20 protein-coding genes and 1 other RNA gene are annotated in these 24,081 nt (G+C 70.3%); 9 read left to right on the top strand and 12 right to left on the bottom strand.

Annotated features, from left to right (window positions below; all coding sequences use genetic code 11):
- Window positions 1-5 precede the first annotated feature (5 nt).
- From AB0I38_RS19610 to AB0I38_RS19600, 3 genes are all read right to left on the bottom strand, one after another.
- Window positions 6-950, bottom strand: a complete 945-nt coding sequence (locus tag AB0I38_RS19610) for an AurF N-oxygenase family protein (protein WP_358469512.1) — start codon at window positions 948-950, stop codon at window positions 6-8.
- Window positions 951-1,016: 66 nt separating this feature from the next.
- The gene (locus AB0I38_RS19605) at window positions 1,017-1,616 is read right to left on the bottom strand and encodes a TetR/AcrR family transcriptional regulator (RefSeq protein ID WP_358469509.1); all 600 of its coding nucleotides are present in this window, start codon (window positions 1,614-1,616) and stop codon (window positions 1,017-1,019) included.
- 66 nt (window positions 1,617-1,682) lie between these two features.
- Window positions 1,683-3,035, bottom strand: coding sequence for a sensor histidine kinase (locus AB0I38_RS19600; RefSeq protein ID WP_358469507.1), 1,353 nt, complete (start codon window positions 3,033-3,035; stop codon window positions 1,683-1,685).
- 157 nt (window positions 3,036-3,192) lie between these two features.
- Here AB0I38_RS19600 and AB0I38_RS19595 point away from each other — a divergent pair, with 157 nt between their 5' ends.
- The 3 genes from AB0I38_RS19595 to AB0I38_RS19585 are packed head-to-tail and all read left to right on the top strand — an operon-like array spanning window position 3,193 to window position 6,914.
- A complete protein-coding gene (locus tag AB0I38_RS19595) occupies window positions 3,193-4,374 on the top strand; it encodes an acyl-CoA dehydrogenase family protein (protein WP_358469504.1) in 1,182 nt (393 codons plus the stop codon).
- Window positions 4,371-5,420: an acyl-CoA dehydrogenase family protein gene (locus AB0I38_RS19590; RefSeq protein ID WP_358469501.1), complete on the top strand. Its 1,050-nt coding sequence runs from the start codon at window positions 4,371-4,373 to the stop codon at window positions 5,418-5,420. The genes AB0I38_RS19595 and AB0I38_RS19590 overlap by 4 nt, the downstream gene beginning before the upstream one ends.
- A complete protein-coding gene (locus AB0I38_RS19585) occupies window positions 5,421-6,914 on the top strand; it encodes an AMP-binding protein (RefSeq protein WP_358469498.1) in 1,494 nt (497 codons plus the stop codon).
- 60 nt (window positions 6,915-6,974) lie between these two features.
- Here the strand turns inward: AB0I38_RS19585 and AB0I38_RS19580 are convergent, their stop codons facing one another.
- The 6 genes from AB0I38_RS19580 to AB0I38_RS19555 all read right to left on the bottom strand — a co-directional run bounded on the left by AB0I38_RS19580 (window position 6,975) and on the right by AB0I38_RS19555 (window position 13,983).
- Window positions 6,975-7,943: a helix-turn-helix transcriptional regulator gene (locus tag AB0I38_RS19580; protein ID WP_358469495.1), complete on the bottom strand. Its 969-nt coding sequence runs from the start codon at window positions 7,941-7,943 to the stop codon at window positions 6,975-6,977.
- A gap of 62 nt (window positions 7,944-8,005) precedes the next feature.
- Complete coding sequence (locus tag AB0I38_RS19575; protein ID WP_358469492.1) at window positions 8,006-9,289, bottom strand: Nramp family divalent metal transporter; 1,284 nt, start codon at window positions 9,287-9,289, stop codon at window positions 8,006-8,008.
- A gap of 139 nt (window positions 9,290-9,428) precedes the next feature.
- A complete protein-coding gene (locus AB0I38_RS19570; RefSeq protein ID WP_358469489.1) occupies window positions 9,429-10,346 on the bottom strand; it encodes a GNAT family N-acetyltransferase in 918 nt (305 codons plus the stop codon).
- Window positions 10,343-11,431 carry a M20 family metallopeptidase gene (locus tag AB0I38_RS19565; RefSeq protein WP_358469486.1) on the bottom strand — a complete coding sequence of 363 codons (1,089 nt, stop codon included), beginning with the start codon at window positions 11,429-11,431 and terminating at the stop codon, window positions 10,343-10,345. The genes AB0I38_RS19570 and AB0I38_RS19565 overlap by 4 nt, the downstream gene beginning before the upstream one ends.
- Window positions 11,428-12,456, bottom strand: a complete 1,029-nt coding sequence (locus AB0I38_RS19560) for a dipeptidase (protein ID WP_358469483.1) — start codon at window positions 12,454-12,456, stop codon at window positions 11,428-11,430. The genes AB0I38_RS19565 and AB0I38_RS19560 overlap by 4 nt, the downstream gene beginning before the upstream one ends.
- A 75-nt stretch (window positions 12,457-12,531) precedes the next feature.
- Window positions 12,532-13,983: a flavin-containing monooxygenase gene (locus AB0I38_RS19555; RefSeq protein ID WP_358469480.1), complete on the bottom strand. Its 1,452-nt coding sequence runs from the start codon at window positions 13,981-13,983 to the stop codon at window positions 12,532-12,534.
- A 123-nt stretch (window positions 13,984-14,106) separates the two neighbouring features.
- Between AB0I38_RS19555 and AB0I38_RS19550 the strand changes: the two genes are divergently transcribed.
- The 6 genes from AB0I38_RS19550 to AB0I38_RS19525 all read left to right on the top strand — a co-directional run bounded on the left by AB0I38_RS19550 (window position 14,107) and on the right by AB0I38_RS19525 (window position 18,779).
- The gene (locus AB0I38_RS19550; RefSeq protein ID WP_358469477.1) at window positions 14,107-14,907 is read left to right on the top strand and encodes a Nif3-like dinuclear metal center hexameric protein; all 801 of its coding nucleotides are present in this window, start codon (window positions 14,107-14,109) and stop codon (window positions 14,905-14,907) included.
- Window positions 14,908-14,909: 2 nt separating this feature from the next.
- On the top strand, window positions 14,910-15,650 hold the full coding sequence (locus AB0I38_RS19545) for a zinc ribbon domain-containing protein (protein ID WP_358469474.1): 741 nt from the start codon (window positions 14,910-14,912) through the stop codon (window positions 15,648-15,650).
- A complete protein-coding gene (locus tag AB0I38_RS19540) occupies window positions 15,647-16,864 on the top strand; it encodes a bifunctional RNase H/acid phosphatase (protein ID WP_358469471.1) in 1,218 nt (405 codons plus the stop codon). The genes AB0I38_RS19545 and AB0I38_RS19540 overlap by 4 nt, the downstream gene beginning before the upstream one ends.
- A gap of 168 nt (window positions 16,865-17,032) precedes the next feature.
- Window positions 17,033-17,423, top strand: an RNA gene (gene rnpB / locus AB0I38_RS19535) — RNase P RNA component class A.
- A gap of 59 nt (window positions 17,424-17,482) precedes the next feature.
- Window positions 17,483-17,710 carry a hypothetical protein gene (locus AB0I38_RS19530; protein ID WP_358469468.1) on the top strand — a complete coding sequence of 76 codons (228 nt, stop codon included), beginning with the start codon at window positions 17,483-17,485 and terminating at the stop codon, window positions 17,708-17,710.
- Between the two features lie 334 nt (window positions 17,711-18,044).
- Complete coding sequence (locus AB0I38_RS19525) at window positions 18,045-18,779, top strand: peptidase inhibitor family I36 protein (RefSeq protein WP_358469465.1); 735 nt, start codon at window positions 18,045-18,047, stop codon at window positions 18,777-18,779.
- A gap of 595 nt (window positions 18,780-19,374) precedes the next feature.
- Here AB0I38_RS19525 and AB0I38_RS19520 read toward each other — a convergent pair.
- The 3 genes from AB0I38_RS19520 to AB0I38_RS19510 form a co-directional block, all read right to left on the bottom strand.
- Window positions 19,375-21,612: a SulP family inorganic anion transporter gene (locus tag AB0I38_RS19520; RefSeq protein ID WP_358469462.1), complete on the bottom strand. Its 2,238-nt coding sequence runs from the start codon at window positions 21,610-21,612 to the stop codon at window positions 19,375-19,377.
- 69 nt (window positions 21,613-21,681) lie between these two features.
- Window positions 21,682-23,115, bottom strand: a complete 1,434-nt coding sequence (locus tag AB0I38_RS19515; protein WP_358469459.1) for a hypothetical protein — start codon at window positions 23,113-23,115, stop codon at window positions 21,682-21,684.
- Window positions 23,116-23,298: 183 nt separating this feature from the next.
- On the bottom strand, window positions 23,299-23,802 hold the full coding sequence (locus tag AB0I38_RS19510) for a YbhB/YbcL family Raf kinase inhibitor-like protein (protein ID WP_358469797.1): 504 nt from the start codon (window positions 23,800-23,802) through the stop codon (window positions 23,299-23,301).
- Window positions 23,803-24,081: the final 279 nt, after the last annotated feature.

Raw genomic sequence — 24,081 nt, 5'->3', positions numbered from 1 at the left:
GGCGGTCAGGCCCAGATGCCCATCAGCTTCCAGAGGCGCCTGCTGAGGGCGTTGACCAGGCCGACCTCCACGCACAACTCGCGGGTCCGGCTCACCGAGTCGCGGATCTCCTGTTTGGCGGCCGGGTTGCGCACGTAGACCTCGGTCACGACGTTCAGCGGGATCCCGAACCGCTTGATCATCGGGCCGGGCGGGGCCAGCATGATCCGGGCCATCACGCCGAGGACGACCGGCGAGATCAGGCTCAGCAGGAAGCGGCGGTGTGCGGGCATCTTCGGCACCCGGTCGCGCAGGTAGTGCCGGGCGAAGGAGATGTGCCTGGCCTCCTCCGCGATGTGGATGCGCATGATGATCTCCTCCAGCGGGTGGTGCGGCCGCTCGTCCTTGAGCACCCTGCGCTGGACGTGGTCGATCGGGTCCTCGCCGCCCAGCACGAACACGAAGAACAGTTCGGTCGAGATCAGCGGGATCCACGGCGTGACCTGCGCGATGGCCGACAGAGGGCCGGGCATGCCGCGGATCGGGAGCTTCGTACGGTTGACGAACTCCTGGAACATCATCCCGTGATGTCCCTCTTCGATGGTCTCGTGGTAGACGTAGCGGAACTCGGGTGAGCCGTTGGGCAGCCGGTAGGCGAAGTTCAGCAGGCCCCTCTTGAGCAGGTTCTCGAACTGCAGCCCGATCTTCATGGCCGTGGCCACCCGCCACAGCCCGATCAGCGCCCGCGTCTCGGGAGGCTGGCGCCGGTACCACGGATGACCGCCCAGCTTGTCGACGTCCGGCAGCTCCCAGCGCGGGTCGGTCCGGTCGATGAGGAAGCCGGGGTCGTCCCACGGGATGTCCCGGTACGGCTCCCAGTGCTTGTCGACCGAGGCCTTCGACAGGCGTTCGATGACCGTCTCGTAGGCGCTCCGCTCGCTGGCGGTGGTAGAGCTCGGGGCGGGTGTCATCGGGTGCGCTCCTCTCCTCGCCGCTAATTGTACGAAGCATCCAATAAGAGCGGAAGAGGGAGGGCTTCACAGATCGGCGACGGACAGGCCGAGCTCCATGGCGGCGGCCGTACGGACCAGATGGTTGATCCGGCGCCGGGACAGCGTGTGGGGATGCACGTGGTTGTGGATCGCGAGCCCGTCGATGAGCGAGAAGATCCGCCAGGAGGCGTCCTCGGGATCGGCGCAGACGAAGTCGCCGGAGTCGACGCCGTCCTGGATGATCCCGCGCAGCACCGTCCGGCCCTGCTCGTCGAGTCTGCGTGAGATCTCCTCGAGGTCCCGGCTGCGCATCGCCTCGGCCCAGGCGTCGATCCAGAGCCGCCACCCGTCCGGCGAGCCGTTGGGCGAGCAGCGCCGCAGCAGGGTCCGCAGGCGGTCGAGCGGAGGCCGTTCCAGGCGCTCGATCTCCTCCAGCGTGTCGCGATGCTGGCGGGCCGCGTAGTCGAAGGCCTGGGCGAACAGCCGATCCTTGGTCTCGAAGTGGTAGAACAGCAGCGCCTGGCTCACGCCCGCGGCCCGGGCGATGTCCAGGGTCCTGGTGTGACCGAACCCCCGCTCGGCGATCACGTCGCAGGCCGTCTTGAGTAAGTCCTCACGCCTTAATCGGCTGAAACCTGGAGTCACAGCGGGCCACTTTAACCAGTGCGCCGGACGATCAGTAGGACAAAACGGGCGGCGGGTATCGGATTATCACCCGGCCGGCTCCTCCGTGAGCGGCAACTGCAGGACGAAGCGGGCGCCGTAGTCGGAATCCTCGATGGTGAGCGTCCCGTGGTGCGCCGCCGCGATCTCCCTGGCGATGGGCAGCCCCAGTCCGGTGCCGCCGGCGTCGCGGCTGCGCGAGGCGTCCAGCCGGGTGAAGCGCTGGAAGACGAGCTCGCGCTGGTCGGGCGCGATGCCGGCTCCGTCGTCGAGGACCTCGATGAAGGCCGTGTCCTTGCTGCGCCGCACGGCGACGATGATCGTGGACTCGGCGTGACGTTCGGCGTTGTCGAGCAGGTTCGTGAGCAGGCGGGTCAGTTGCAGCCGGTCGCCGGGGACGATCACATCGGGGTGCAGGGTGGTGATGACCTTCTTGCCGCGCGGTCTGGACGCCTCAGCCGAGATCAGCTCCGACAGGTTGACCGGCTCGTGGGCCGTGGGCGCGCCCGCGTCGAGCCGGGCCAGGGTGAGCAGGTCGGCCACGATGGCCTGCAACCGGTCCAGGCTGGTCATCAGGGCCTGGCCGATCTCCTCCCAGTCGGCGTCGGCGGGATGCAGCATGGCGTCCTCGAGCTGCGTGCGCATCGCGGTGATGGGGCTGCGCAGATCGTGGGAGGCGTCCGAGACGAACATGCGCTGCCGCTCCGCCGCATCCTGCAGCCGGTCGAGGGTCTGGTTGACGGTATGCGCCAGCTCCCGGATCTCGTCCGCGTTGCGTGGGATCCGTACCCGCTTGCCCGGGTCGGTGGCGGTGATCTCGGCCAGTTCGGCGCGGATCCCGTCCACCGGGGTGAGCGTCCTGGCCACCACCCGCGAGACGCCGAACCGGGTCAGCAGCACCATGGTCACCGTGAAGCCGGCGAGGGAGGCCACCAGCACCGGGTGGACGTACCACGGCACCTCCTCCACGACGGAGTAGACGAGCCAGTCGCCGCCGCCGTCCTGGTACGCCCGGAAGATCGCCATGAAATGGCAGTCCCCGGGCAGCTGCGGCAGGTCACAGGTGATCAGCGTGCGGCTGGCGGTGTTCTCGGGCTCCAGGGCGCTGATGCGGGGCCGTCCGACCAGGTTGGGGGTCGAGGCCATCACCTGTCCCTGGGCGTTGAGCACCTGGATGGCGTCCACGCCGGAGCCGGTGATCACGGTGGGCAGCTCGCCGCGTTCGACGTGGTGCACCGTGCTCAGCGCCGCGTTCACCGCCGAGGCCCTGCGCCACTCGTCGGCGGTGTGCTGCACGACGTACAGCACGAGCACGCTGAGCAGGGTCCAGAGGACCGCCGCCGCGACGCCGGCCCACAGTGTCAGCCGCGCCCGGATGGAGCTCCCGAACCGTGTGATCACACCTTTCCCCCTGGTAATCAGATGATCACACTAGGTTGTCGTGGCTCTAGTTAGCGGAGATTCCGCTCCAAATTCGGATAAAACGCCCAGAACAACGCTCTATGCGGGTCGTGGCCAGGTGGTTAGAGTAAGTGAACACTGATGCCAAGGAGACGATGTGAACCTTGACGTGAACCTCGCTGAGTATCGGCGTACCGCCAGGATGTGGCTGGAAGCCAACACCCCGGCGGACGACGCGCGGGAGGCGGACGGCATCGCCCGCGCAAAGGAATTCATGGCCAGGCTTTACGACGCCGGATACTCCGGCATCACCTGGCCGGCGCGGTGGGGCGGCCAGGGCCTGACCCAGGCCGAGGAACGCGCCTTCGCCGCCGAGTCGCGCGACTTCACGCTGCCCACCTACGTCTTCTCCATCGGCCTTGGCATGACGGGACCGACGCTGGTCGACCGCGGCACCGACGCGCAACGCGAGCGCTTCGTCCGGCCACTGCTGCGCGGCGAGGAGATCTGGTGCCAGCTCTTCTCCGAACCGGGCGCGGGCAGCGACGTCGCCAGCCTCCAGACCAGGGCCGTACGTGATGGAGACGACTGGGTGGTCAACGGGCAGAAGGTGTGGACCTCGGTGGCCCACCACGCCGACTGGGGCCTGCTGCTGACCCGCACCGACGTCGACCTGCCCAAGCACAAGGGCCTGACCATGTTCGTGGTGAACATGCGGCATCCGGGGGTGACGGTCCGGCCGCTCAAGGACATGTCGGGCAGGGCCAACTTCAACGAGATCTTCTTCGACGACGTCACGATCCCCGACGAGCACCGGATCGGCGAGGTGAACGACGGCTGGAGCGTCGCGGTCACGACCCTGCTGCACGAGCGGCTGTCGATCTCGTCCGGCGTCGGCATGGGCACCAGGAGGGACGACCCGACCGCGCTCGACGGGCTGCGCCGGCTGGTCGACACCACCGACCCGCTGGTCCGCGACGAGCTCGTCGAGCTGCACATCCGCTCCCGCGCGCTGGCCCTGTTCAACCAGCGCCTGGCCCAGGAGACCAAGGCCGGCGTCTTCCCCGGCGCCCGCGGCAGCGCCGCCAAGCTGCTGCTCGCCGAGCTGACCATGTACCAGGCCGACCTCGCGACCCGGCTGGCCGGCCCGTCCTCGGTCGTCGGCGAGGACAACCCACTGTCCCAGGCCATCTCCCTGGCGCCCGGCATGGCGCTCGGCGGTGGCACCAACGAGATCATGCGCAACATCGTCGGAGACCGGGTGCTCAACCTGCCGCCCGAGCCCCGCGTGGACAAGACCGTGCCGTTCAAGGACCTGAAGGTGGGGACCCAGGCGTGAACCTCGTACTCAGCCCGGAGCAGCAGGAGCTCCGCGACACCGTCCGCTCCTTCCTGGGCGCGGTGTCGCCGCTGCCCAAGGTCCGCGAGGGCTACGACCCGGACGTGTACACCCGACTCAACGGCGAGCTGGGCCTGTCGGGCCTGATCGTCCCCGAGGAGTACGGCGGATCCGGCGCCGGCTTCGCCGAGCTGGCCGTCGTGCTCACCGAGACGGGCGCGGCGCTGCTGCCCGGCCCCTTCCTGGCCACCACGTTCGCCGCCATCGCGCTCACCCGCGTGCCCGACAAGGAGCTGCTGACCGGCATCGCCGAGGGCCGCGTCGTCGCCACCCTCGCCCAGCCCGCCGAGGAGGACGGCCTGGCCGCCGAGAGCGCCGACGGCGGTGTGGCCGTGCGCGGCACGCTGGCCCAGGTGCTCGGCGGCATGGAGGCCGGCGTGCTGCTGGTGCCCGCGCGCACCGGCGACGGCGTGGTCCTGGTGGCCGTCGACCTGACCGGCGAGGGCGTCACCCGTACGCCGCTGGAGACACTCGACATCACCCGCGGCCAGGCGCGGATCGAGCTCGACGGAGCGCGCGGCCGGGTGCTCGGCGCGCAGCCCCAGGACGGCGGCATCGGCGACCGGCTGGCCGTCGCTCTGGCCGCCGAGCAGCTCGGCGTGCTCCGCGCCTCGCTGGACTCCATCGTCGCCTACGCCAAGATCCGCGTCGCCTTCGGCCGCTACATCGGCTCCTACCAGGGGGTCAAGCACAAGCTCGCGGACATGCACTGCAAGCTGGAGCAGGCCGAGTCCATCGTCCGCTTCGCCGCCTGGGCCGCCGACGAGTCGCCCGAGGAGCTGCCCGCCGCCGCCGCGCTCGCCCAGGCGTACGTCGGCCGGGCCTGCTTCGAGGTGGCCCGCGACCACCTGCTGCTGCACGGCGGCATCGGCTTCACCTGGGAGCACGACGCGCACCTGTTCTACAAGCGGGCCAAGACCGACGAGGTCCTGCTCGGCCCGCCCCGGATCCATCGCGCCCGCCTCGCCCAACTCCTGGAGCTGTGAATGGACGTCAAACAGTTGCCCGGCTTCTACGCGATCGCCGCCGCCGACCCCGGCCGCCTCGCGGTGATCGACACCGACGGCTCCGAGACGACCTTCGGAGAGCTGCTCGCCAAGGTCAACCAGGTGTCCCACGGCCTGCGGGCTCGCGGGCTCGGCAACGGTGACGTGGTGGCCGGGGTGCTGCCGAACGGCATCGACGCGGTGGTCATGCTGATGGCGACCGGCCAGGTGGGCATGTACTACGTGCCGATCAACTGGCACCTCACCGAGGCGGAGATCTCCTACATCCTGAGCGACTGCGACGCCAAGGTCGTCGTCGTCCACGCGCCCCACGCGAAGATCGTGCCCACCGCCGACGTGGGCACCGGCGCGCTCGCCGAGGGGCAGCCCGAGACCGCGCCCGCCGACCGCACCTCCGGGGCGGTCATGTGGTACACCTCCGGCACCACCGGCTTCCCCAAGGGGGTGCAGCGGCCGCTGCCCGGCACCGAGCCCGAGGCGATCGCCCCGCTGTACGCGTGGTTCTTCGGCGAGGTGGTCGACCTGGTGCCGGGCGACGAGGTGCACCTGGTGACCTCGCCGATGTACCACTCGGCGCCCTGCGCGCACACGCAGTTCGCGCTGCACTTCGGCCACACGGTGGTGATCACGCCCAGGTTCGAGCCGGTCAACATCCTGGAGCTGATCGAGCGCCACCGGGTGACCAACGCGATGATGGTGCCGACCATGTTCCACCGGATGCTGCAACTGCCCGACGAGGTCAAGAACAGGTACGACCTGTCCAGCCTGCGGCAGGTCATCCACACCGCCGCCGCCTGTCCGATCGCGGTCAAGCAGGGGATCATGGACTGGTGGGGGCCGGTGCTGTACGAGTACTACGGCTCCACCGAGTCCACGATCGCCTTCTCGGTCAAGCCGCACGACTGGCTGGCCCGCCCCGGCACCGTCGGCAAGCCGGCGCCCATGTTCGAGGCCAAGATCCTCGACGAGAAGGGCGACGACCTGCCCGCCGGGGAGCCCGGCATGATCTACATCAAGTCCGGCCTCGGCACCTTCGAGTACCGCAAGGACCCCGCCAAGACGGCGGCCAGCATGCGCGGCGAGTGGTACGCCCCCGGTGACATCGGCTACATGGACGAGGACGGCTTCCTGTTCCTCTGCGATCGGCGCACCGACCTGATCGTCTCGGGCGGGGTGAACATCTACCCCGCCGAGATCGAGGCGGCGCTGCTGGAGCACCCGGCGGTCGCCGACGTGGCCGTCATCGGGGTGCCCGACGAGGAGTGGGGCCACAACGTGGTCGCGCTCGTGCAGCCGGCCGAGGGCGTCGAGGGAGACCCCGAGCTCACCGCCGCGCTCCTGGAGCACTGCGCGCCGCGCATCGCCAGGTTCAAGCATCCGAGGGTGATCGAGTACCGCGACGAGCTGCCCCGCACCCCCACGGGCAAGCTGTCGCGCTCGAAGGTCAGGCAGGAGTACCTGGACGGGATGTGAGCACCGCCCAGCGGTACGGCAGCGCGGCGCCGGCCGCCTGCCGTACCGCGTCCAGGCCGGTCACGCGGGCCGGTGGTAGCCGCCGGCCGCCCTGCGGAAGCGTTCCGACAGTCTCAGCACGGCCTCGGCCAGCTCGGGCGAGTCGAGCACCTCGAAGTCGACGCCGAGAAGCCCCATCCAGGCCGCCATCCCGTCGAGGTCGTCGCCGCCGCCCCTGACGAGGCAGGTGGCGTCGTCCACCGGCTCCAGCTCCAGCCCCTGCGGCAGGTGGCTCATCCGCTCGATCGGCGCGTGCAGCAACACCGTCGCGCGGTAGCGCCACATCGCCGTGTTGACGCCCTTCTCCACGTACGCCGCCACGTCGCCGTCGCCGGGCAGCTCGCGCGGCGTGAAACGCGGCCCCGACGGCGTGCGCGGCGTGATCCGGTCGACCCGGAACGTCCGCCAGTCCTTCCGCTCGACGTCGTAGCCGACCAGGTACCAGCGGCCACGCCGGTGCACGAGCCGGTGCGGCTCCACGTCGCGCGCCCCGGTGGAGCCGTCGTGACCGGTGTAGTCGAAACGCAGCCGCTCGTGGTCGCGGGCCGAGACGGCGATCGCCGTGAGCACCCCCGGCGGCACGGACGGCGACTTGCCGGGGATCTGCACGGTGTAGGTGTTGAGCGCGTTGATCCGGCTGCGCAGCCGCGACGGCAGCACCTGCTCCAGCTTGGCCAGGGCGCGCACCGACGTCTCCTCGATGCCGTCGACGCCGCCGCCCGCGGCGCGGCCCAGGCCGACCGCGACCGCCACGGCCTCCTCGTCGTCGAGCAGCAGCGGCGGCAGGGCCGCCCCCGCGCCCAGCCGGTAGCCGCCCGCGACGCCGGGCGTGGCGTGCACCGGGTAGCCCAGGCTGCGCAGCCGTTCGACGTCGTTGCGGATGGTCCTGGTCGAGACCCCGAGCCGCTCGGACAGCTGCGGGCCCGACCAGTCCCTGTGCGCCTGGAGCAGGGAGAGCAGCTTGAGCAGACGGGCCGAGGTATCCAGCATGCCGTTCAGTCTGCCCGCTATCGCGGAAGAACCGGTTCCGCGATCTGCCTGAGTCGCGCTCACTAGCCGCCGAACAGCCGCTCCGCCTGCTGGATCACGGTCAGCACGGTCAGCGAGCCGAAGAAGGCGACCGACCAGACCAGCGCGCCGAGCCGGAAGGTCCGCACCCTGATGGCGCCGGGTAACGCCCGCCGGTTGAGCACGATCAGCAGGATCGAGTAGACGAACATCATCACCGCCGCGAAGCTCGCCGAGAGCACGAGCAGCAGGAGCGGCTGGTCGAAGCCGAGCAGCAGGATCGTGACGCCGGTCAGCGTCATGACCCACACCACGACGAAGTAGATCCGGTTCTCCGAGACGGCCCGGTCGCGCAGGTAGATCGTCTTGATCGTGTCGGCGGCCAGCCGGGAGCTGTAGTCGACGATGCCCATGGCCGAGGCGAACAGCGCCAGCGCCCCGATCACCCAGAACAGGACGCCGAACCAGGGCCCGACCACCGTCCGCAGCGTCTCGCCCTCGACCTGGAGGAAGCCGATGCCGTTGGCCAGGCCCGGCTTACCGAACACCGTGGAGTAGGCGAGCATCGACATCAGCGCGATCGTCACGAACGACACCAGCGCGAACGTCACCGCCTGCTCGACGTTGGCGAAGCGCCACCACTGCCGCCAGCGGGCCAGGTTCTCGGGGGTCGGCGCGAACTGGAAGCCGGTCGAGGGCGCCGCCTCCTCGTGCCCGGTGACCGGGCTGACCAGGCGCGGGATGTACAGGCCCATGCCGAAGCCCTTGTCGCGGATCCAGTTGCTCTGGCACAGGTTCTGCCCGCCGCCCGCGCCGGCGTACGCGATCGCGCCCATGAGCAGCGCGAACTCCAGCGGCGGCACCGGGAACTCGGCGCCGACGGTGAGCCCTCTGCCCAGCTCGACCCAGCTCTCGGCGGTGATGGCGAACACGATCGCGATCACCACGAGCGTGAGCACCAGGCCGATCTTCACGAAGATCACCCGCTCCAGCGCGGTGTAGATGACGGGCGCCAGCGTCAGCCCGAGGGCGATGACCACCAGCATGCCGATCGTGATCCACCGTACGCTGCCCTCGCCGCTGCCGGTGAGGTAGGTGACCATGGTGGCCGAGGTCGTCACCCACCCCGGCCACAGGTTGGAGGCCAGCGCCATCAGCACGAAGACGAGCCCCCAGTGCCTCCACATCCGGCTGAAGCCGGTCAGCGCGGTCTCGCCGGTGGCCAGCGTGTAGCGCGCGATCTCCATGAGGAACCACTGCGTGTTGACATCCTCCCGGCTCTGAGGAACCGGGATTCCAACCGTCGCCGGTTGGGCTTCCTGCTTCACCGCCGGTCGCCCGCCCGAGAAAACTCTCGTTGAGGTCTTACACCGGCTCCACAGGCGTTTCGCCTCTCCGCAAGCCCTGCGGCGAGGGTGATTCTGATCGTTCGTCCGGTGGCTTGGTCATCGCCACCGTCGAGACACGCTACCGAACCGTGCGGTGTCGTGCGGCGTTTTGACGGCGGTCCGCCTGGCGGCGAATCGCCTGCCCCTGCCCTGCTCCACAGGGGTCCGATTCCTCCGCCGCCTGAAGGCGGGGGTCTCCTCGGAGGTTCCCGGTGAACCATTCAGTAATCACCACATATTCGCCATTCTCCGTGAACCCGGTGACCTGTGATCCCCGTACCATCAGCCCGCCGAGCACCTCCCGCAACGCCAGCCGCCACGCCCGGCCCGCCCCGGGATCGTCCCGGCGCAGCGTCTCGATGTCCGGCGGCGTCGCGACCAGCACCACCGGCCCGTCCACGCGCCCGATCACCGGCCGCCCGCCCTCCACGCCCAGCCCCACCGTGTACGGCTCGCGCGGCGGCTCCTCCGGCCGCTCCGTCAGCCGCCAGAGCGCGAGCAGCCGGTCGGACTCGTCGCCCTCGTTGATCGCGTCGCCCATGACGCCGTAGAAGTTCGGCAGATACTCGACCGGCCGGGCGCCCAGCTTGCCCAGGTTGAACCGGGCGTTCCTGCGTACCAGCGGATCGAAGGTCCAGCTGATCGCGGTCAGTCCCCGCTCCAGGCACCACGCGCGCTGGTGCAGCTTGAGCGCGAAACCGATGCCCCGCCCGATCGAGGCGCCCGTGACGTGCGAGTGGAGCGTCGTGCCGTCGGCCCGGAAGCCGACCGACGCCCCTGCGAGCGTGCCCTGCTCGAAGGCCCCGGCCACGTAGCCGCCCGCGTGGGCGAACCCCACCATCAACTCCACCGTCATCGGCGGATTGCCCGGATCGGGATGCCAGATGTCGTCGAAGAGCCGGTAGACCTGCGCGAACTCGCCGATCTCGTGCAGCTCGCGGATCGTCACCCCGGCCTTCGCGGCCGCCTCGACGGCTGCCTCGTGGGCGGTCTTCATGTCCACCCTCTACCCGGAGACCTGTGGCGGACCGCTTCGACCAGCGCCCGCAGCAGCGCCGTACGGTGGGGCAGCTCGGCCACGATCACGTGCTCGTGGTCGGCGTGCGCGCCGCCCCCGACCGCGCCGAGCCCGTCGAGCGTCGGGCAGCCGGCCCCGGCGGTGAAGTTGCCGTCGGAGGCGCCGCCCACCGCGGCCGAGGTCAGCGGCGCCAGCCCCAGACCGGCCGCCAGCTCCTGGGCCAGTGCGTAGAGGCCGGCCGACATGGCCTCCTCCAGCGGTGGCCGGTTGGGGCCGCCGCGCACCTCCAGCCGGGTGCCCGGTACGGCCGGCCGCAGCGCGCGCATCGCCGCGTCGACCCGCCGCTGCTCGGCCGCCGAGCCCGCCCGCACGTCCACGCCCACCGTCGCCCCGGCGGGCACCGTGTTGAGCGTGGTGCCCCCGGACAGCACCGTCGGCGTCACCGTGGTGTCGCCCGACCCCAGGGCGGCCACGGCCAGGATCTGGTGGGCCAGCTCCACCCCCGCGTTGGCGCCCCTTTCGGGTTCGAGCCCGGCGTGCGCCGCCTTCCCGTACACGTGCAGGGTGTAGAGGGAGGTGCCCTTGCGCGCGGTCTTGAGCGCGCCGCCGTCGGCGCTGGCCTCCATCACGAACGCCGCGGCCGCCCCGCGCGCGGCCTCCTGGATGAGCCCCGCGGAGGTGGGCGAGCCGACCTCCTCGTCGCCGGTGATCAGCACGCTGACGCCGTCGAGCGAACCGAGCCCGGCCAGCGCGTGGAACGTCTGCACGAGCCCGGCCTTCATGTCGAACACGCCGGGACCGCGAGCCACCCCGTCGCGCACCGACCACGGGTGGGTGAGCAGCGAGCCGATCGGCCACACGGTGTCGTGGTGGCCCAGCAGCAGCACCCGGGGCGTACCGAACGTCCAGCGCAGGTGCGTCACGCCGTCGATCACGATGAACTCGGGCTGGGCGCCCAGGTGGCGGGCCCCCATGCCGGCCACGACCTTGGCGCTGCGCGCCACCGCCTCCAGGTCGCTGGAGAACGACTCGCAGGAGACGAGCTCCTCCAGGTCGGCGATCATGCCAGCCGCTCGCCGAGGAAGCGGTGCACGTTGGCACCGATGATCTTCTCGACGTCCTTCTCCGGGATGCCGCGCCGGAGCAGCCCCTCGGTCACCATGGGCAGGCCCGCGGGCCCCTCCAGGCCGGGGACGGCCGACCTGGGGTCGACGCCCCTGGTGTTGACGTCCTCGCAGCAGGGCGGGGTCAGGTCCTCCATGACCTCGCGGATGAAGTCGGGCCCGAGGCCGACGTGGTCGATGCCGGCTACCTCGGCGACGTGCTCGATGTGGTCGAGCAGCCGGTCGAGTGTCCTGTCCTCCTCGCGCTCGGCGAGGAACGGCGCGAAGAAGTTCACGCACACCACGCCGCCCGTCGCGGCCACGCCGCGCAGCTGGTCGTCGGTGAGGTTGCGGTGGTGGTCGCGCAGCGCGCGGGCCGAGGAGTGGGTGGCCATGACCGGTTCGGTGGCCAGCTCCAGCACGTGCTCCACGCCGGACGCGCCCAGATGGGAGATGTCGAAGACGACGCCGAGCCGCTCCATCTCGCGCAGCGCGGCCACGCCGTGCGTGGTGAGGCCGCTGCCGGTGGCGTCCTCGCCGCTGCCGTCGGCCAGGGGGGTGCGACCCCAGTGCGCGATCGAGGCGATGCGCACGCCCAGCCGATGGACGGTCGAGATCAGCTCCACGCTCGCGTCCAGGCCCGGCATGCTCTCCAGGGCGATGACCAGCGCGATCCGGCCCGCCTCCAGCGCCCGGTCGATGTCGGACGCGTCCCGGCAGATCCGTACGTGCTCGGCGTTGCCCTCGGCCAGCACGTGCGCGCACTCGATCATGCGCAGCGTCTGCCTGAGAGCCCCCTCCGGGAGGTACTGGTCGTCGATGAAGACCGGCAGCACCTGCAGGTCGACGCCTCCCGCGACCAGCTGGGGCAGCCAGCGCTCGCGGAAGAACGAGGCCCACTGCTCCGGCGGCCGGGCGGAGACCGCCATCAGCAGATCGTTGTGGGTGTCGGCCACGACAGCGCGCCGGTGCAGAGGAGTCGTCATGCGCTGGACGCTACCGCCCGGCGCCGGCCGCTCCAATGTCGGCGGGCACGAAGTCCCGGCCTCCGGTTCGGTGGGTCACACCGGGCGGTAGGCCCGCCGGGGCGGCAGCGCCGTCAGCCTGCGATAGAGGGGGGTGGGCCCGGGCCAGTTGTTGGTGACGCGGCCCTCGGCCGTCTTGTACCAGCTCTGGCAGCCGTCGCCCCACACCATGCGGGACATCGCCGCGTCGATCTGCCTGGTCCACGTCGCCATCGCCTCGGGCCGCACCTCCATCGGGCCCAGCGTGGAGATGTACGGCAGGCAGGCCATGATGTGGTTCACCTGGCACTCGATCATGAAGATGATCGAGTTGTGGCCCAGGTTGGTGTTGGGCCCGTAGAGCAGGAACAGGTTCGGGAAGTTCGGCACCGAGATGCCCAGGTAGGCCTCCGCGCCGCCGCTCCACTGCTCGGCGAGGTCACGGCCCTGACGGCCGGCGACCCTGATCGGGGCGACGAACTCGGTGGTCTTGAAGCCGGTGGCGTAGATGATGGTGTCGACCTCGTACAGGGACTCCGTGGTCTCGACGCCCCGAGGGGTGATCCGGATCGGCTTCTCCGTCACCACGTCCACGTTCGGCCTGGTCAACGCGGGATAGAAGGTGCTGTCGATGACCACCCGCTTGCAGCCCGGCGGGTAGTCGGGGGTCAGCTTGGCCCGCAGGGCGGGGTCCGGCACCTGGTCGCGCAGGTGCCGCAGCGCCCGCTGCTTCAGCAGCCCCACGCTCCAGCCCTGGGCGAGGGCCGGGTAGAGGGTCGCCTCGGCGTACCTGTAGATCCACTCGCGGTAGGCGCGCTGGAGGCCGGGGACGTAGTGGAAGGCGAGCCGGGCGAGCGGGCCGAACGTCGCGTCGGGCTTGGGGATGACCCAGTTCGGGGTGCGCTGGAAGACGCTCAGGTGCTCGACCTGCGGGGCGATGCGGGGGATGAACTGCGCGGCCGACGAGCCGTTGCCGATGACGGCCACCCGCCTGCCCGCGAGGTCGTGGTCGTGGTTCCAGCGGGCGGAGTGGAAGGACGTGCCCTCGAAGTCTGAGATTCCGGGTATGTCGGGTAAGTGGGGCCGGTTGAGCTGGCCCACACTCATGACCACCATGTCGAACGACTCGGTCAGCGGCTCCGCGCCGGGCGTCGGGGCCTCCGTGGTGACCTGCCACTCGGCGCCGTCGAAGACGGCGCTCACCACTGCACTGTTGAAGCGGATTTTTCGCCTGACGTCGTATTTATCGGCGCAGTGCGCTAAGTAGCCGAGGATTTCAGGCTGTTCGGGGTAACGGCGGGTCCAGCTGCCGTACTTCTCGAAGGAGTACGAGTAGAGGTGCGAGGGGATGTCGCACCCCGCGCCCGGATAGCTGTTGTCGCGCCAGGTGCCGCCCAGGTCGCCGGCCTTCTCGAACACCGTGTAGGAGTCGACCCCGGCCCGTTCGAGCTGGATCGCCATGCACAGCCCGCCGAATCCGGCTCCGACGATCGCGACCTTGGGTGCCATGCCGTCCTCCCAGATGTCAGGATTCACTTACAGTACGCCGAACCATGTTCGGGCAACAGTCCCGGCCATGGCGCCGACCGCGCCTTCCTGCCCGCCGACCGATAGTCTGCGCAGGTGGTCGCAGTGACGCTGGCAGACGTGATCAAGAAGCTCGAGGGGGCTTACCCGCCCGGCCGGGCCGAGTCGTGGGACGCGGTGGGCCTGGTCTGCGGTGACCCGGCCCAGCCGGTTCGGCGGGTGCTGTTCGCCGTCGACCCCGTCTCGGTCGTCGTGGAGGAGGCCGTCGAGTGGGGCGCCGACCTGATCGTCGTCCACCACCCGCTCTACCTCCGCGGCACCACGACCGTCGCCGCCGACACCCCCAAGGGCCGTCTCGTTCACACGCTGATCAAGCACGACATCGCCCTCTACACCGCCCACACCAATGCCGACGTGGCCAATCCGGGCGTGTCCGACGCTCTCGCCCGTGCCGTGGGGCTGGTCGGCGACCTGGTGCCGCTCCAGCCGTTCCCCGACGACCCGTGGCGCGGCCTGGGCCGCGTCGGCGAGCTGCCCGAGGAGACCTCGCTGGAGCAGTTCGCCCTGCGGGCCGCGGCCGGGCTGCCGAAGACCGCCTGGGGCATCCGCGTCGCGGGCGACCCGGCCCGCCGGGTCTTCCGGGTGGCCGTCAGCGGGGGAGCGGGCGACTCACTGCTCGGCACGGCCCGCGCGGCCGGGGTCGACGTGTTCCTCACCGCCGACCTTCGCCACCACCCGGCCAGCGAGTTCGCCGAGGAGGGCGGGCCCGCCCTGATCGACGCCGCCCACTGGGCCACCGAGTGGCCCTGGCTGGCCGGCGCCGCGTCCATCCTGGACGCGAGTGGCGTTACCGTTGAGACACGCGTCTCCGCCACGGTCACCGATGCTTGGACAAGAGGATATTGATCATGAAAGCCGCCCCTGAGATCCAGAAGCGACTGCTCGACCTGGCTGAGCTCGACTCCGTGATCGACCGGCTGGCCCACCGCCGCCGCACTCTGCCCGAGCTCGCCGAGATCGACGAGCTGTCGAAGCGCTACGCCAAGCTGGCCACCGAGGTGATCGAGGCCGAGACCGAGGCCGGCGACCTGGCACGCGAGCAGACCAAGGCCGAGAGCGACGTCGACGCCGTCCGCCTCCGCGCCGACCGCGACCAGAGGCGGCTCGACTCCGGCGCCGTGACCTCGCCCAAGGACCTCTCCGGCCTCCAGTCCGAGATCGTCTCCCTGAACAAGCGCCAGGGCGACCTCGAGGAGGTCGTGCTGGAGATCATGGAGCGCCGCGAGGCCGCCGACGCCAAGGTCGCCGACCTGCGCCGGCAGCGCGATGAGGTCGCCACCGCCCGCACCGCCGCCGCGGACCGCCGTGACGCCGCGCTCGCCGAGATCGACAAGGAGGCGGCCGAGGCCGAGGGGCGCCGCACCACCGTCGCCGCCGACATCCCCGCCGACCTGCTGGGGCTCTACCAGAAGCTCAAGGGCCAGTACGGCGTGGGCGCCGCGATGCTGCGCGGCGGCCGCTGCCAGGGCTGCAAGGTGGCGCTGTCCATCGCGGAGATGAACCAGATCAAGTCCGCACCCCACGACGAGGTGCTGCGTTGCGACGAATGCCGCCGCATCCTCGTCCGCACCGCGGAGTCCGGTCTGTGACGTCCTATGTCATGGAGGCCGACGGCGGCTCCCGCGGCAACCCCGGCCCCGCCGGTTACGGCGCGGTCGTCAAGGACGCCTCCGACGGCCAGGTGGTGGCCGAGGCCGCCGAGGCGATCGGCGTCACGACCAACAACGTGGCTGAGTACCGAGGGCTGATCGCCGGGCTCCGCGCCGTCCTCGACGTGGGCGGCGAGGGCGCCTCCGTGGCGGTCCGGATGGACTCCAAGCTGGTCGTCGAGCAGATGGCCGGCCGCTGGAAGATCAAGAACGAGGGCCTGCGACCGCTCGCGCTGGAGGCCGGCCAGTTGGCCAGGCGGCTGCGGGTGACCGAGTGGACCTGGATCCCCCGCCACCTCAACTCCCACGCCGACCGCCTGGCCAACGAGGCCATGGACGCGGCGGCCAAGGGCCTGCACTGGAAGGCGGGCGGATCCACCGACTCCGCGACGTCTCCCGTGCTCGTGGAGCAGACCGACCTGCTCGACGTCGCGGGCGCCTCCGAGGTCTCGGCCCCGGCCGCCTCGGTGGCCACCGCCCAGCAGCGAGCCAAGGCCACCGTCACCGCCAAGGGCGCCGGCTGGGCGCCCCCGGCCCGGGTGGCGACGTCGCTGCTGCTGCTCAGGCACGGCGAGACGCCGCTGTCGGTGGAGCGCAGGTTCTCCGGCCTGGGTGACGCCGAGCTGACGCCCAACGGCCTGGCCCAGGCGTCGGCGGCGGCCGCCAGGCTGTCCCGCGAGCCGTACGAGATCGATGTGATCGTCAGCTCTCCCCTCAGGCGCGCCGTGCAGACCGCGGAGGCGGTCGCGCACCGCACGGGCCTTCCGGTGCTGGTGGACGAAGAGCTCAGGGAGGCCGACTTCGGCGCCTGGGAGGGCCACACGTTCACCGAGGTCCAGCGCCGCTGGCCGGGCGAGCTCGCCGCGTGGTTCGCCGACCCCGACGCCGCGCCCCCCGACGGCGAGAGTTTCGGCGTCGTGGCCCGCCGGGTCCAGCAGGCCGGCGAGCGGCTGCTCGACCAGTACGAGGGCAGGACGGTGCTGGCGGTCTCGCACGTGACGCCCATCAAGATGCTGCTGCGGTTCGCTCTGATGGCTCCGCCGGAGGCGCTCTACCGCATGCACCTCGACCTGGCCTGTCTGTCCCTGATCGAGCACTATTCCGACGGGCAGAGCGTGGTCAAGTCCTTCAACGACACCTCCCACCTGCACTGACACCGACCTGGCGGCGCTCCGGGGCGGTCGCGCCGGATGCCGCCAGAGGCACCCGGCGCGACCGCCGTACGCCACCGTCCCCCTCAGGCGATGACACCGCCCATTCCACCGGCTCCGTCTTGTCGCCGAGTTGGAGATCGCTTGGGATGCGATACCCTTCGGAGCGGACGAGTCGGCCGGGCGACCGCGTCGGGCCCGCAAAGGCCCGCCGAGGAAGGTCCGGGCTCCACAGGGCAGGGTGGTCGGTAACACCGACCCGGGGTGACCCGCGGGACAGTGCCACAGAAAGCAGACCGCCTTCCGCTCACGCGGGAGGTAAGGGTGAAAGGGTGGTGTAAGAGACCACCAGCGCCCACGGTGACGTGGGCGGCTCGGTAAACCCCACCCGGAGCAAGGTCAAGAAGGGACGCTCTCCGGAGCGTTCCGCGCGCGGCGCCTGAGGGCTGCCCGCCCGAGCCGCGCGGGTAGACCGCTTGAGGCCGCCGGCAACGACGGCCCTAGATGGATGGTCGCCCCTTCACACGAAGGACAAAACCCGGCCTACAGGCCGACTCGTCTCACACACCCCTCTGACCAGGGGCTGAGACCGGCACCGACCCCAGCAACGGCAAGCCCGCCTTGAGCTGGCACTTCGACCGGCAGGCGCTGGATGCCGAAGCCGCCACCGACGGCTGGTACGCCGGCCGTCCCGCGATCCCCACCGGCAAGCTCATCCTCGGCGCCCTGGCCGGCATCCGGCTGATCCCGGGCACCGGCCAGTCACCGCCGACCATCCCGCAACCCCCCACCCACCTCCAACGTGATCTTTTGGACCTGCTCGACATCGATCCACGAGATCTCCGCTGACGATCACTCACGTCGAGGTAATTGAAGATCGTTCAGCGGCGAGGGCAACCGTCGCCGCCGGTCATCTGCGGAAACGCCCTTCTTTGCGCCGCCGGTCTGGGCACGGCCTGTTCCGGTCTTGAACGGCCACTCTCTGGGCATGTACGAATACAGAGAGTAGTCGGTAGGGATCTAAGGAACTTCCATAAACCGCGTTTCCGCTGGTAGGAGCATCTCTCCGCATAGACGATCTCTACAGAACACCATGGCTGGCGGTCGCGCACGCCGCTTGTCCGGCGCGGTTCAACCTCTTCTTGGGGACAGCCGCGTCAGCCGTTAACGGAAAGGGAGCACAATGAGCGACAACACGGAACCGAAGCTGATCTACGGCCAGGGGGCCGAGGCGTGCCCTGAGGGACACTTCTGTCTCTACCGGGCCAACAACTTCAACGCGGGTCAGACCCCGGGGCGTGGCGACAAGATCCTGGCCATTCCGACGGGCGCGTATGTCAACGACTTCTCCGAGTACGGGTTCGACCACAGCGGCGACGGGGTGAGTGCCGTCGTCAACAACACGGTCGAGGACAACGCGCTCTTCTCGGCCGCCAACCAGCAGGGACACTCACTGCCGGTGGACCGGGGCGCCTCGATCGCGAGGCTGTCGGACATCCCCATGGCCGGGAGCCCGAACGGCTCCTGGAACGACCAGGCCCAGTCCGCGCTGGCCTCCCGCTTCGTGGGGAACCTGCGCGTCGACCAGGAATTGCGGGGCCACTGGGCGGAAGGCCCGGGGTACCTCTACTCCTACCGGCTCACGATGCACGCCGAGGACACCCGCGTCGTGAAATGGGCTGTGGGCTTCGGTGACCTGCCGGAGGGAACCTCACTGTCCAAGAGCTTCATCGACACCTTCTGGGGCGAGATCCTCCGTGACGGCACCGACGGTGCCGTCCTGCTCGGCTCCCCTGAAGGCGGCGGACACAGCGTGGATCCCGGGACGGCCCTCCCCATCGACATCCAGGTCATCTACCCCGGCCAAAACCCCGCCTACGAACGCCTCACCGGCCTGAACGCCCAGCAACTGGGCTGACCCGGCACCCGATGGCCCCACCGAACTCCCCTGGACGGTCGCGTCTGGGGGAGTTCGGCCCGATCCGGCATAGGTCTCGCCGCCTGCGGCCCAGCGTTCTAGCGGCCCCAAGTGAATGCCCCTGGAACGGGCTCCAGGGGCATTCAACGAGATGCCAGCCCATGACGCGAAGGCGGATTCGGGTGCCCGCATTGGCCGAGATGGCCTTGGGCAGGCTGTCCTGTCCGGGCGCTGGGTGGCCAGGATGAGGATGATGCCCAGGGCGCGACCTCGCTTGATGGTCGCGGTGGCATACTTGGCCGCCTCCTCGCCGTACTCGTCGTCGGGCACAGCAGGAACACGCACACGCACATGCCGGGGATCAGGAAGGTCGTCATCACGCCGCCTCCGCCTGGCTCGTGTCTCGATGGGAGAGACGCCGAGATGAGGGGCGGAGGCATCGGCACCTCCGCCCCTCTCGGCCCCTGGGAGTGTGGACCGCCGCCGCGCGAGGTGCAGTGGTGACCAAGGGCAACCTCGCGGACACCGGCGACGCTAGCCTCGCCCCGTCGCCCGGTCTGCGGACGAATACGCACAACGGGGGATCCGGCTGCCGTCAGATCTTGACCGCGAGCGTGGGCGGCAGCGGCGGGACGATGTGCACTTGCGCCGCGCCGATGTCGAAGTAGAGTCCCACCAGCTGCAGCCGCCCGTCACGCACCTGCTCGTCGACTTTCCGGTATGTGCGGAGGTTCTCCAGCTGCTGCTGCACGTTGACCCGGCAGAGCTGGTCGAGCGCCCTGCCGTCCAGCGGCTCTTCCGCGTTCTCGACGAACCTGGCCAGGCTGTGATGCCCGTGCCGCAGCCAGCGCCGCAGCCCCGGCAGGCTGCCCGCCTTGACGCCGCCGCTGAGCAGCCCGGCCATCGCTCCGCAGCCCGAGTGGCCGCACACCGTGATCGTGTGGACGCTCAGCACCTGGGTCGCGTACTCGATCGCCGCCACCATCGAGTCGTCGTGCGGCTCGGCGCCCCGGCGCGGCACCAGGTTGCCGATGTTGCGCACCGTGAACAGGTCACCCGGGCCGCTCGCGGTGATGAGGCTGGGCACGACCCGCGAGTCGGCGCACGTGATGAACAGGTGCGACGGCTGCTGCTTGTGGGCCAGCTCGGTGAAGATGGGCCGCACCAGCGGAGCCGTACGCCGGTGGAACTCCCGCGCGCCGGCCGTCAGCTGGCACTCGACGCTGGCGGGACGGCCGTGAGTGGGCGGGGTCACGCCATGAGTCGGCGGGGTCGCATGGCGGGCGGGACGGTGGTTGCGGTGGGCCCAGGGCAGCCACGACCGGTCGGGCGCCTTGGGCAGGCTCTTGGCCGGGTAGGTGCGGGCGCCGCTGGCCGCCAGCGCGTACCACTCGTCGTGCACCTCGTCGATGTCGACCGTGCCACCGAGCCGCTCATGGCCGAGTCGCCAGGAGTGGATGGCCTCGAAGGCGGCGTTGTCCATGAAGTCGATGTTCAGGTCGAGGTCGACGGCCGCGCCTTCGGGGATGGCCCGCAGCTCGTGGGTGAGCCGGGGCACGCCGAGAAAGGTGAGCGAGCCACAGATCGTCGCATGCCAGCGCCCGTCCGGCATCTCGTGGATCTTGACCGTGACCCAGGTCAGCCGCCGGAGCGCGAGCAGCGCGGCCAGCGCCAGCCCGGCCAGCACGCCCTCGGCCAGCCCCAGCAGGATCACCGCCGCCATCGTCGCCACGTAGACGGGCACCTCGCCGTGACCGTGCACCTTGCGGACGTGGCCCAGGTTGACCATCTGCACGCCGATGAAGACCAGCAACGCGGCCAGCGCCTCCACCGGGATCAACTTGATCGTCCAGCCGAAGCCGAGCGCGAACACCAGCACCCAGCTGCCGTGCAGGATCGTCGACCACCGGCTGCGTGCCCCCGCCTGCACATTGGCGGTGCTGCGCACGATCACGCCGGCCAGCGGCAGCCCGCCCAGCGCGCCGCTCACCATGTTGGCCACGCCCTGCCCGGTGAGCTCCTGGTCGAGGTCGGCGCGCGGGCCCGTGTGCATGCCGTCGACCGCGACCGAGCAGAGCAGCGATTCGACCCCCGCGAGCAGCGCGACCAGCAGCACGGCCGCCACGATGTGTTCCCAGTCGCCCTGCGGCACCACGGGGAACTGCCAGTCGCCGAAAGTGCCTGACAGGTCGATGCGGGTGACGTCCCACTGGAAGACGTAGGCGGTGAGAGCGGCCACGAGCAGCGCCGCGAGTGGCGCGGGCACCACCTTGACCCGTTTGGGGAGCCGGGTCCACAACGCCAGCACCGCGATCGTGAGCAGGCCCACCGCGACCGTGTGCCCGTGCATCTCGGCCAGCTGCGCGGGCAGCTCCATGATGTTGGCCAGGGCCGAACGCTGCGAGCTGCCGCCCAGCACGACGTGCAGCTGGGAGAGCGCGATGACCACGCCCACGCCCGCCAGCATGCCGTGGACCACGGCGGGGGAGACGGCCAGCGCCGCTCTCGCTGCCCTGAACACGCCCAGCACGAGTTGTACGGCCCCGGCCAGCAGCGTGATCATGCAGGTGGCCCGCCAGCCGTACGTCTGGACGAGATCCGCCACCACCAGCGACAGGCCCGCCGCGGGCCCGCTCACCTGTACGGCGGAGCCGCCGAGGGCGCCTGCCACGATGCCACCCACCACCGCGGCGATCAGCCCGGCGGCCAGGGGGGCGCCCGAAGCCATCGAGATGCCCAGTGACAGGGGTACCGCGATCAGGAAGACCACCAGCGAAGCAGGCACGTCGTACCTGAGTGTGCTCAGCAAGCGACTCTGTGTGACGACGTCCATGCGCCAAACACTAACGCCCGACGGGCCGACCCTTAAGAGGTCATCGCGCGGGTTTTACGTAATCAAGGGTCAGCGGTAGTAGTCGGGGAAATCTTGCTCGGGTGTCCGCTGGTTGCCGTTGCCGTTGCCGTTGCCGTGCCGGGCGGCGTGCCCCGCCTCGGTCGTCGCGCCGTACATCTCGTTGTAGTCAGGCCAGCTGGCGTTGCCCGGAGCTCCCTCCGGCCAGGCGGCCTGGGAGGTGAAGTCGCCCGTCTCGTACGCGATGGCCTGGGCGGGCGGCGGCGCCGACAGCACGTCGTCGTAGGCCGAGACCGTCCTGGCGGGCCGGGTCGGGGTGCCGGTGGCGGGTGAGGGCCCGGTGACCGCCTCGGAGTCGTCGGCCACGGCCCAGCCGGAGCGCACCTCGTAGGACGACGGGTAGGGGGCGGCGGCGGGCTGCTGCGGCTCGAAGGCGGGCCAGGAGCCGCTCGGGACGGGGGCGGGGTCGTCGAGGATGTCGGGCGAGGCGGTGGCCGGCCAGGAGCCCGAGGCGGTCGAGGCGGGCGGGGCCGGCCAGGCCGGGCCGCCACTGAGCTGGTCACCCGTGCCGTTGTAGGCGGGGAACGGGTCGCTGGTCGGCGCGCCGTGCACCGGGGCGGCGGGCGTGACGGGGAACGAGCCGGTGTTGGCCGGGGAGAACATGCCACCGGCCGGCGTGGACAGCGAGCCGCTGCTCCCGGCGGCCGGGAACGACCCGCTGGAAGCGCCGCTCCCCGTGGCGGGGAACGAGCCGCTCGGCGTGGACAGCGACCCGGTGGACGAGCGGGGGCCGGAGGGCGGGGCGGGCAGGGGCTTTGCGCCCGCACCCAGGATGCTCATCACGTCGGACGTGGGAGCGGAGAACGTCACCGTGCGCTGGTCGGCCAGGTCGGAGGCCGCGACGGCGGGCCGCTGAACGGGCTCCACCAGGTCGGCCAGCCCGGCCGAGGGGACGGGCCGCTGCGGAAGGGGCGCCTGGACGGTCGCCGCGTGCGGGTCGACCGCCGCGGCGGCCTGCCGCCGGGCGGGCCGCTCACGTTCGGCGGGACGTGCGCGCTCGGAGTCCGGCTGCTCACGCTCGACGGGACGCGAGGCGCCCTTGCGTGCCGCGACCGTGCCCCCGGCGCCGAAGCCGCCCTCGGTCGCGTCGCTGCGGATGTTCGCCCAGAACTCCTCGTCCTCGTCGTCGGAACTCGGGTTGCCCCACTCGTCGACGCCACGCTTGCCCCGCTGACCGGTGCGGACCGGTTTGGGCTTGGGTTCGTCGATGGGGCTGAAGTCGGGGCTGAAGTTGTTCATCCGTGGTTCGTGAGCGGCGAACTCGTCCGTCGACCGAGCATGAGTCATCTCCTCCTTCTCGGCCATCTGCTTCAGCCGCTCCGGCGGGAGCGAACTCTCCCGTCGGCTCATCGAACGCATGCCCAGTGCCACGACGACGAGCACGAGGAGCACGACAGCGACCAAGCTGATGACGACCGCGATCATTGCACCACCCTCAAAGCCATGGCCTCCCTGTGGCACCGGTGAGATCGCGCGGCCATCGACGCGATCTGCCCCCTTTGATCACCAGTACCTAACAATTGGATCTGATTCTGTCGGACCACTACGAGCGTTGTCACACCCTAAGCGAAGAATTGGTAACGATTACTACGCGTAGTGTTTGGAATCTCACTCAGTGTGGACTGCGGTGAGACGGCCGCGAGCGATGGTCTGGTCCGCGATCTCCTTCAAGACCGCGGAGAGGGGGGCGCCCTCCTGGACCTTGACCTTGTCGCTCAACGTGTAGACGGAGAACCGGTAACTGCCTGTTTCATCGCACGGGGCCTCATAACCAGCCTTGCCGCTGGTCACCTTGGCCTGGCTGGAGCCGTCCGGGACGTCGGCCGCCGCGTCGGGCCCGAGCTCCGTCGTGGTCGCCGGGATGTTGTAGAGCACCCAGTGCACGTTGGACTCGGACGGTGAGAGGGAGTCGACCACGATCGCGATGGACTTCGCCGTGGGCAGCGGTCCGCTGGACCAGCGCAGCGGCGGGCTGCTCTGGATGCCGTTGCATGTGTATCGGCGAGGCAGCGGCTCTCCGTCGCGCAGGTCCGGGCTCGACACGTTGATCTCGGCGATCTCCTTGGCTTCTGACTTGCCGATGAGGATGCCGCAGCCCGACAAGGCGAGCATGATCGCCACAGCTGTCACCATGACAGCGATGCGTCTCACACGTCCAGCCGTGTTACACAGCCCCATGCCGGATGATGCTACGCGGGTATCGGCGGTGTGCCGACCGTTTCGAGAGGGTCGGTGGTCGATAACGATACGAAATCGGACACCGGGCAGGGGATAGACAGGGTGAGCTTGGACACAAGCGGGACCCCCGGCATCTTCCGGACGTACAAGGTGTGCCGATATGGGTGATTAGTGAAGATCGCCCCATAATGCCGCCCACCCGCTGTGGCCTGC

The organism is Nonomuraea cavernae (genome assembly GCF_040655715.1).
GTDB lineage: Bacteria > Actinomycetota > Actinomycetes > Streptosporangiales > Streptosporangiaceae > Nonomuraea > Nonomuraea cavernae_A.
Note: the sequence above shows the minus strand (reverse complement) of the source record. Positions and strands in the feature narration are given on the sequence as shown.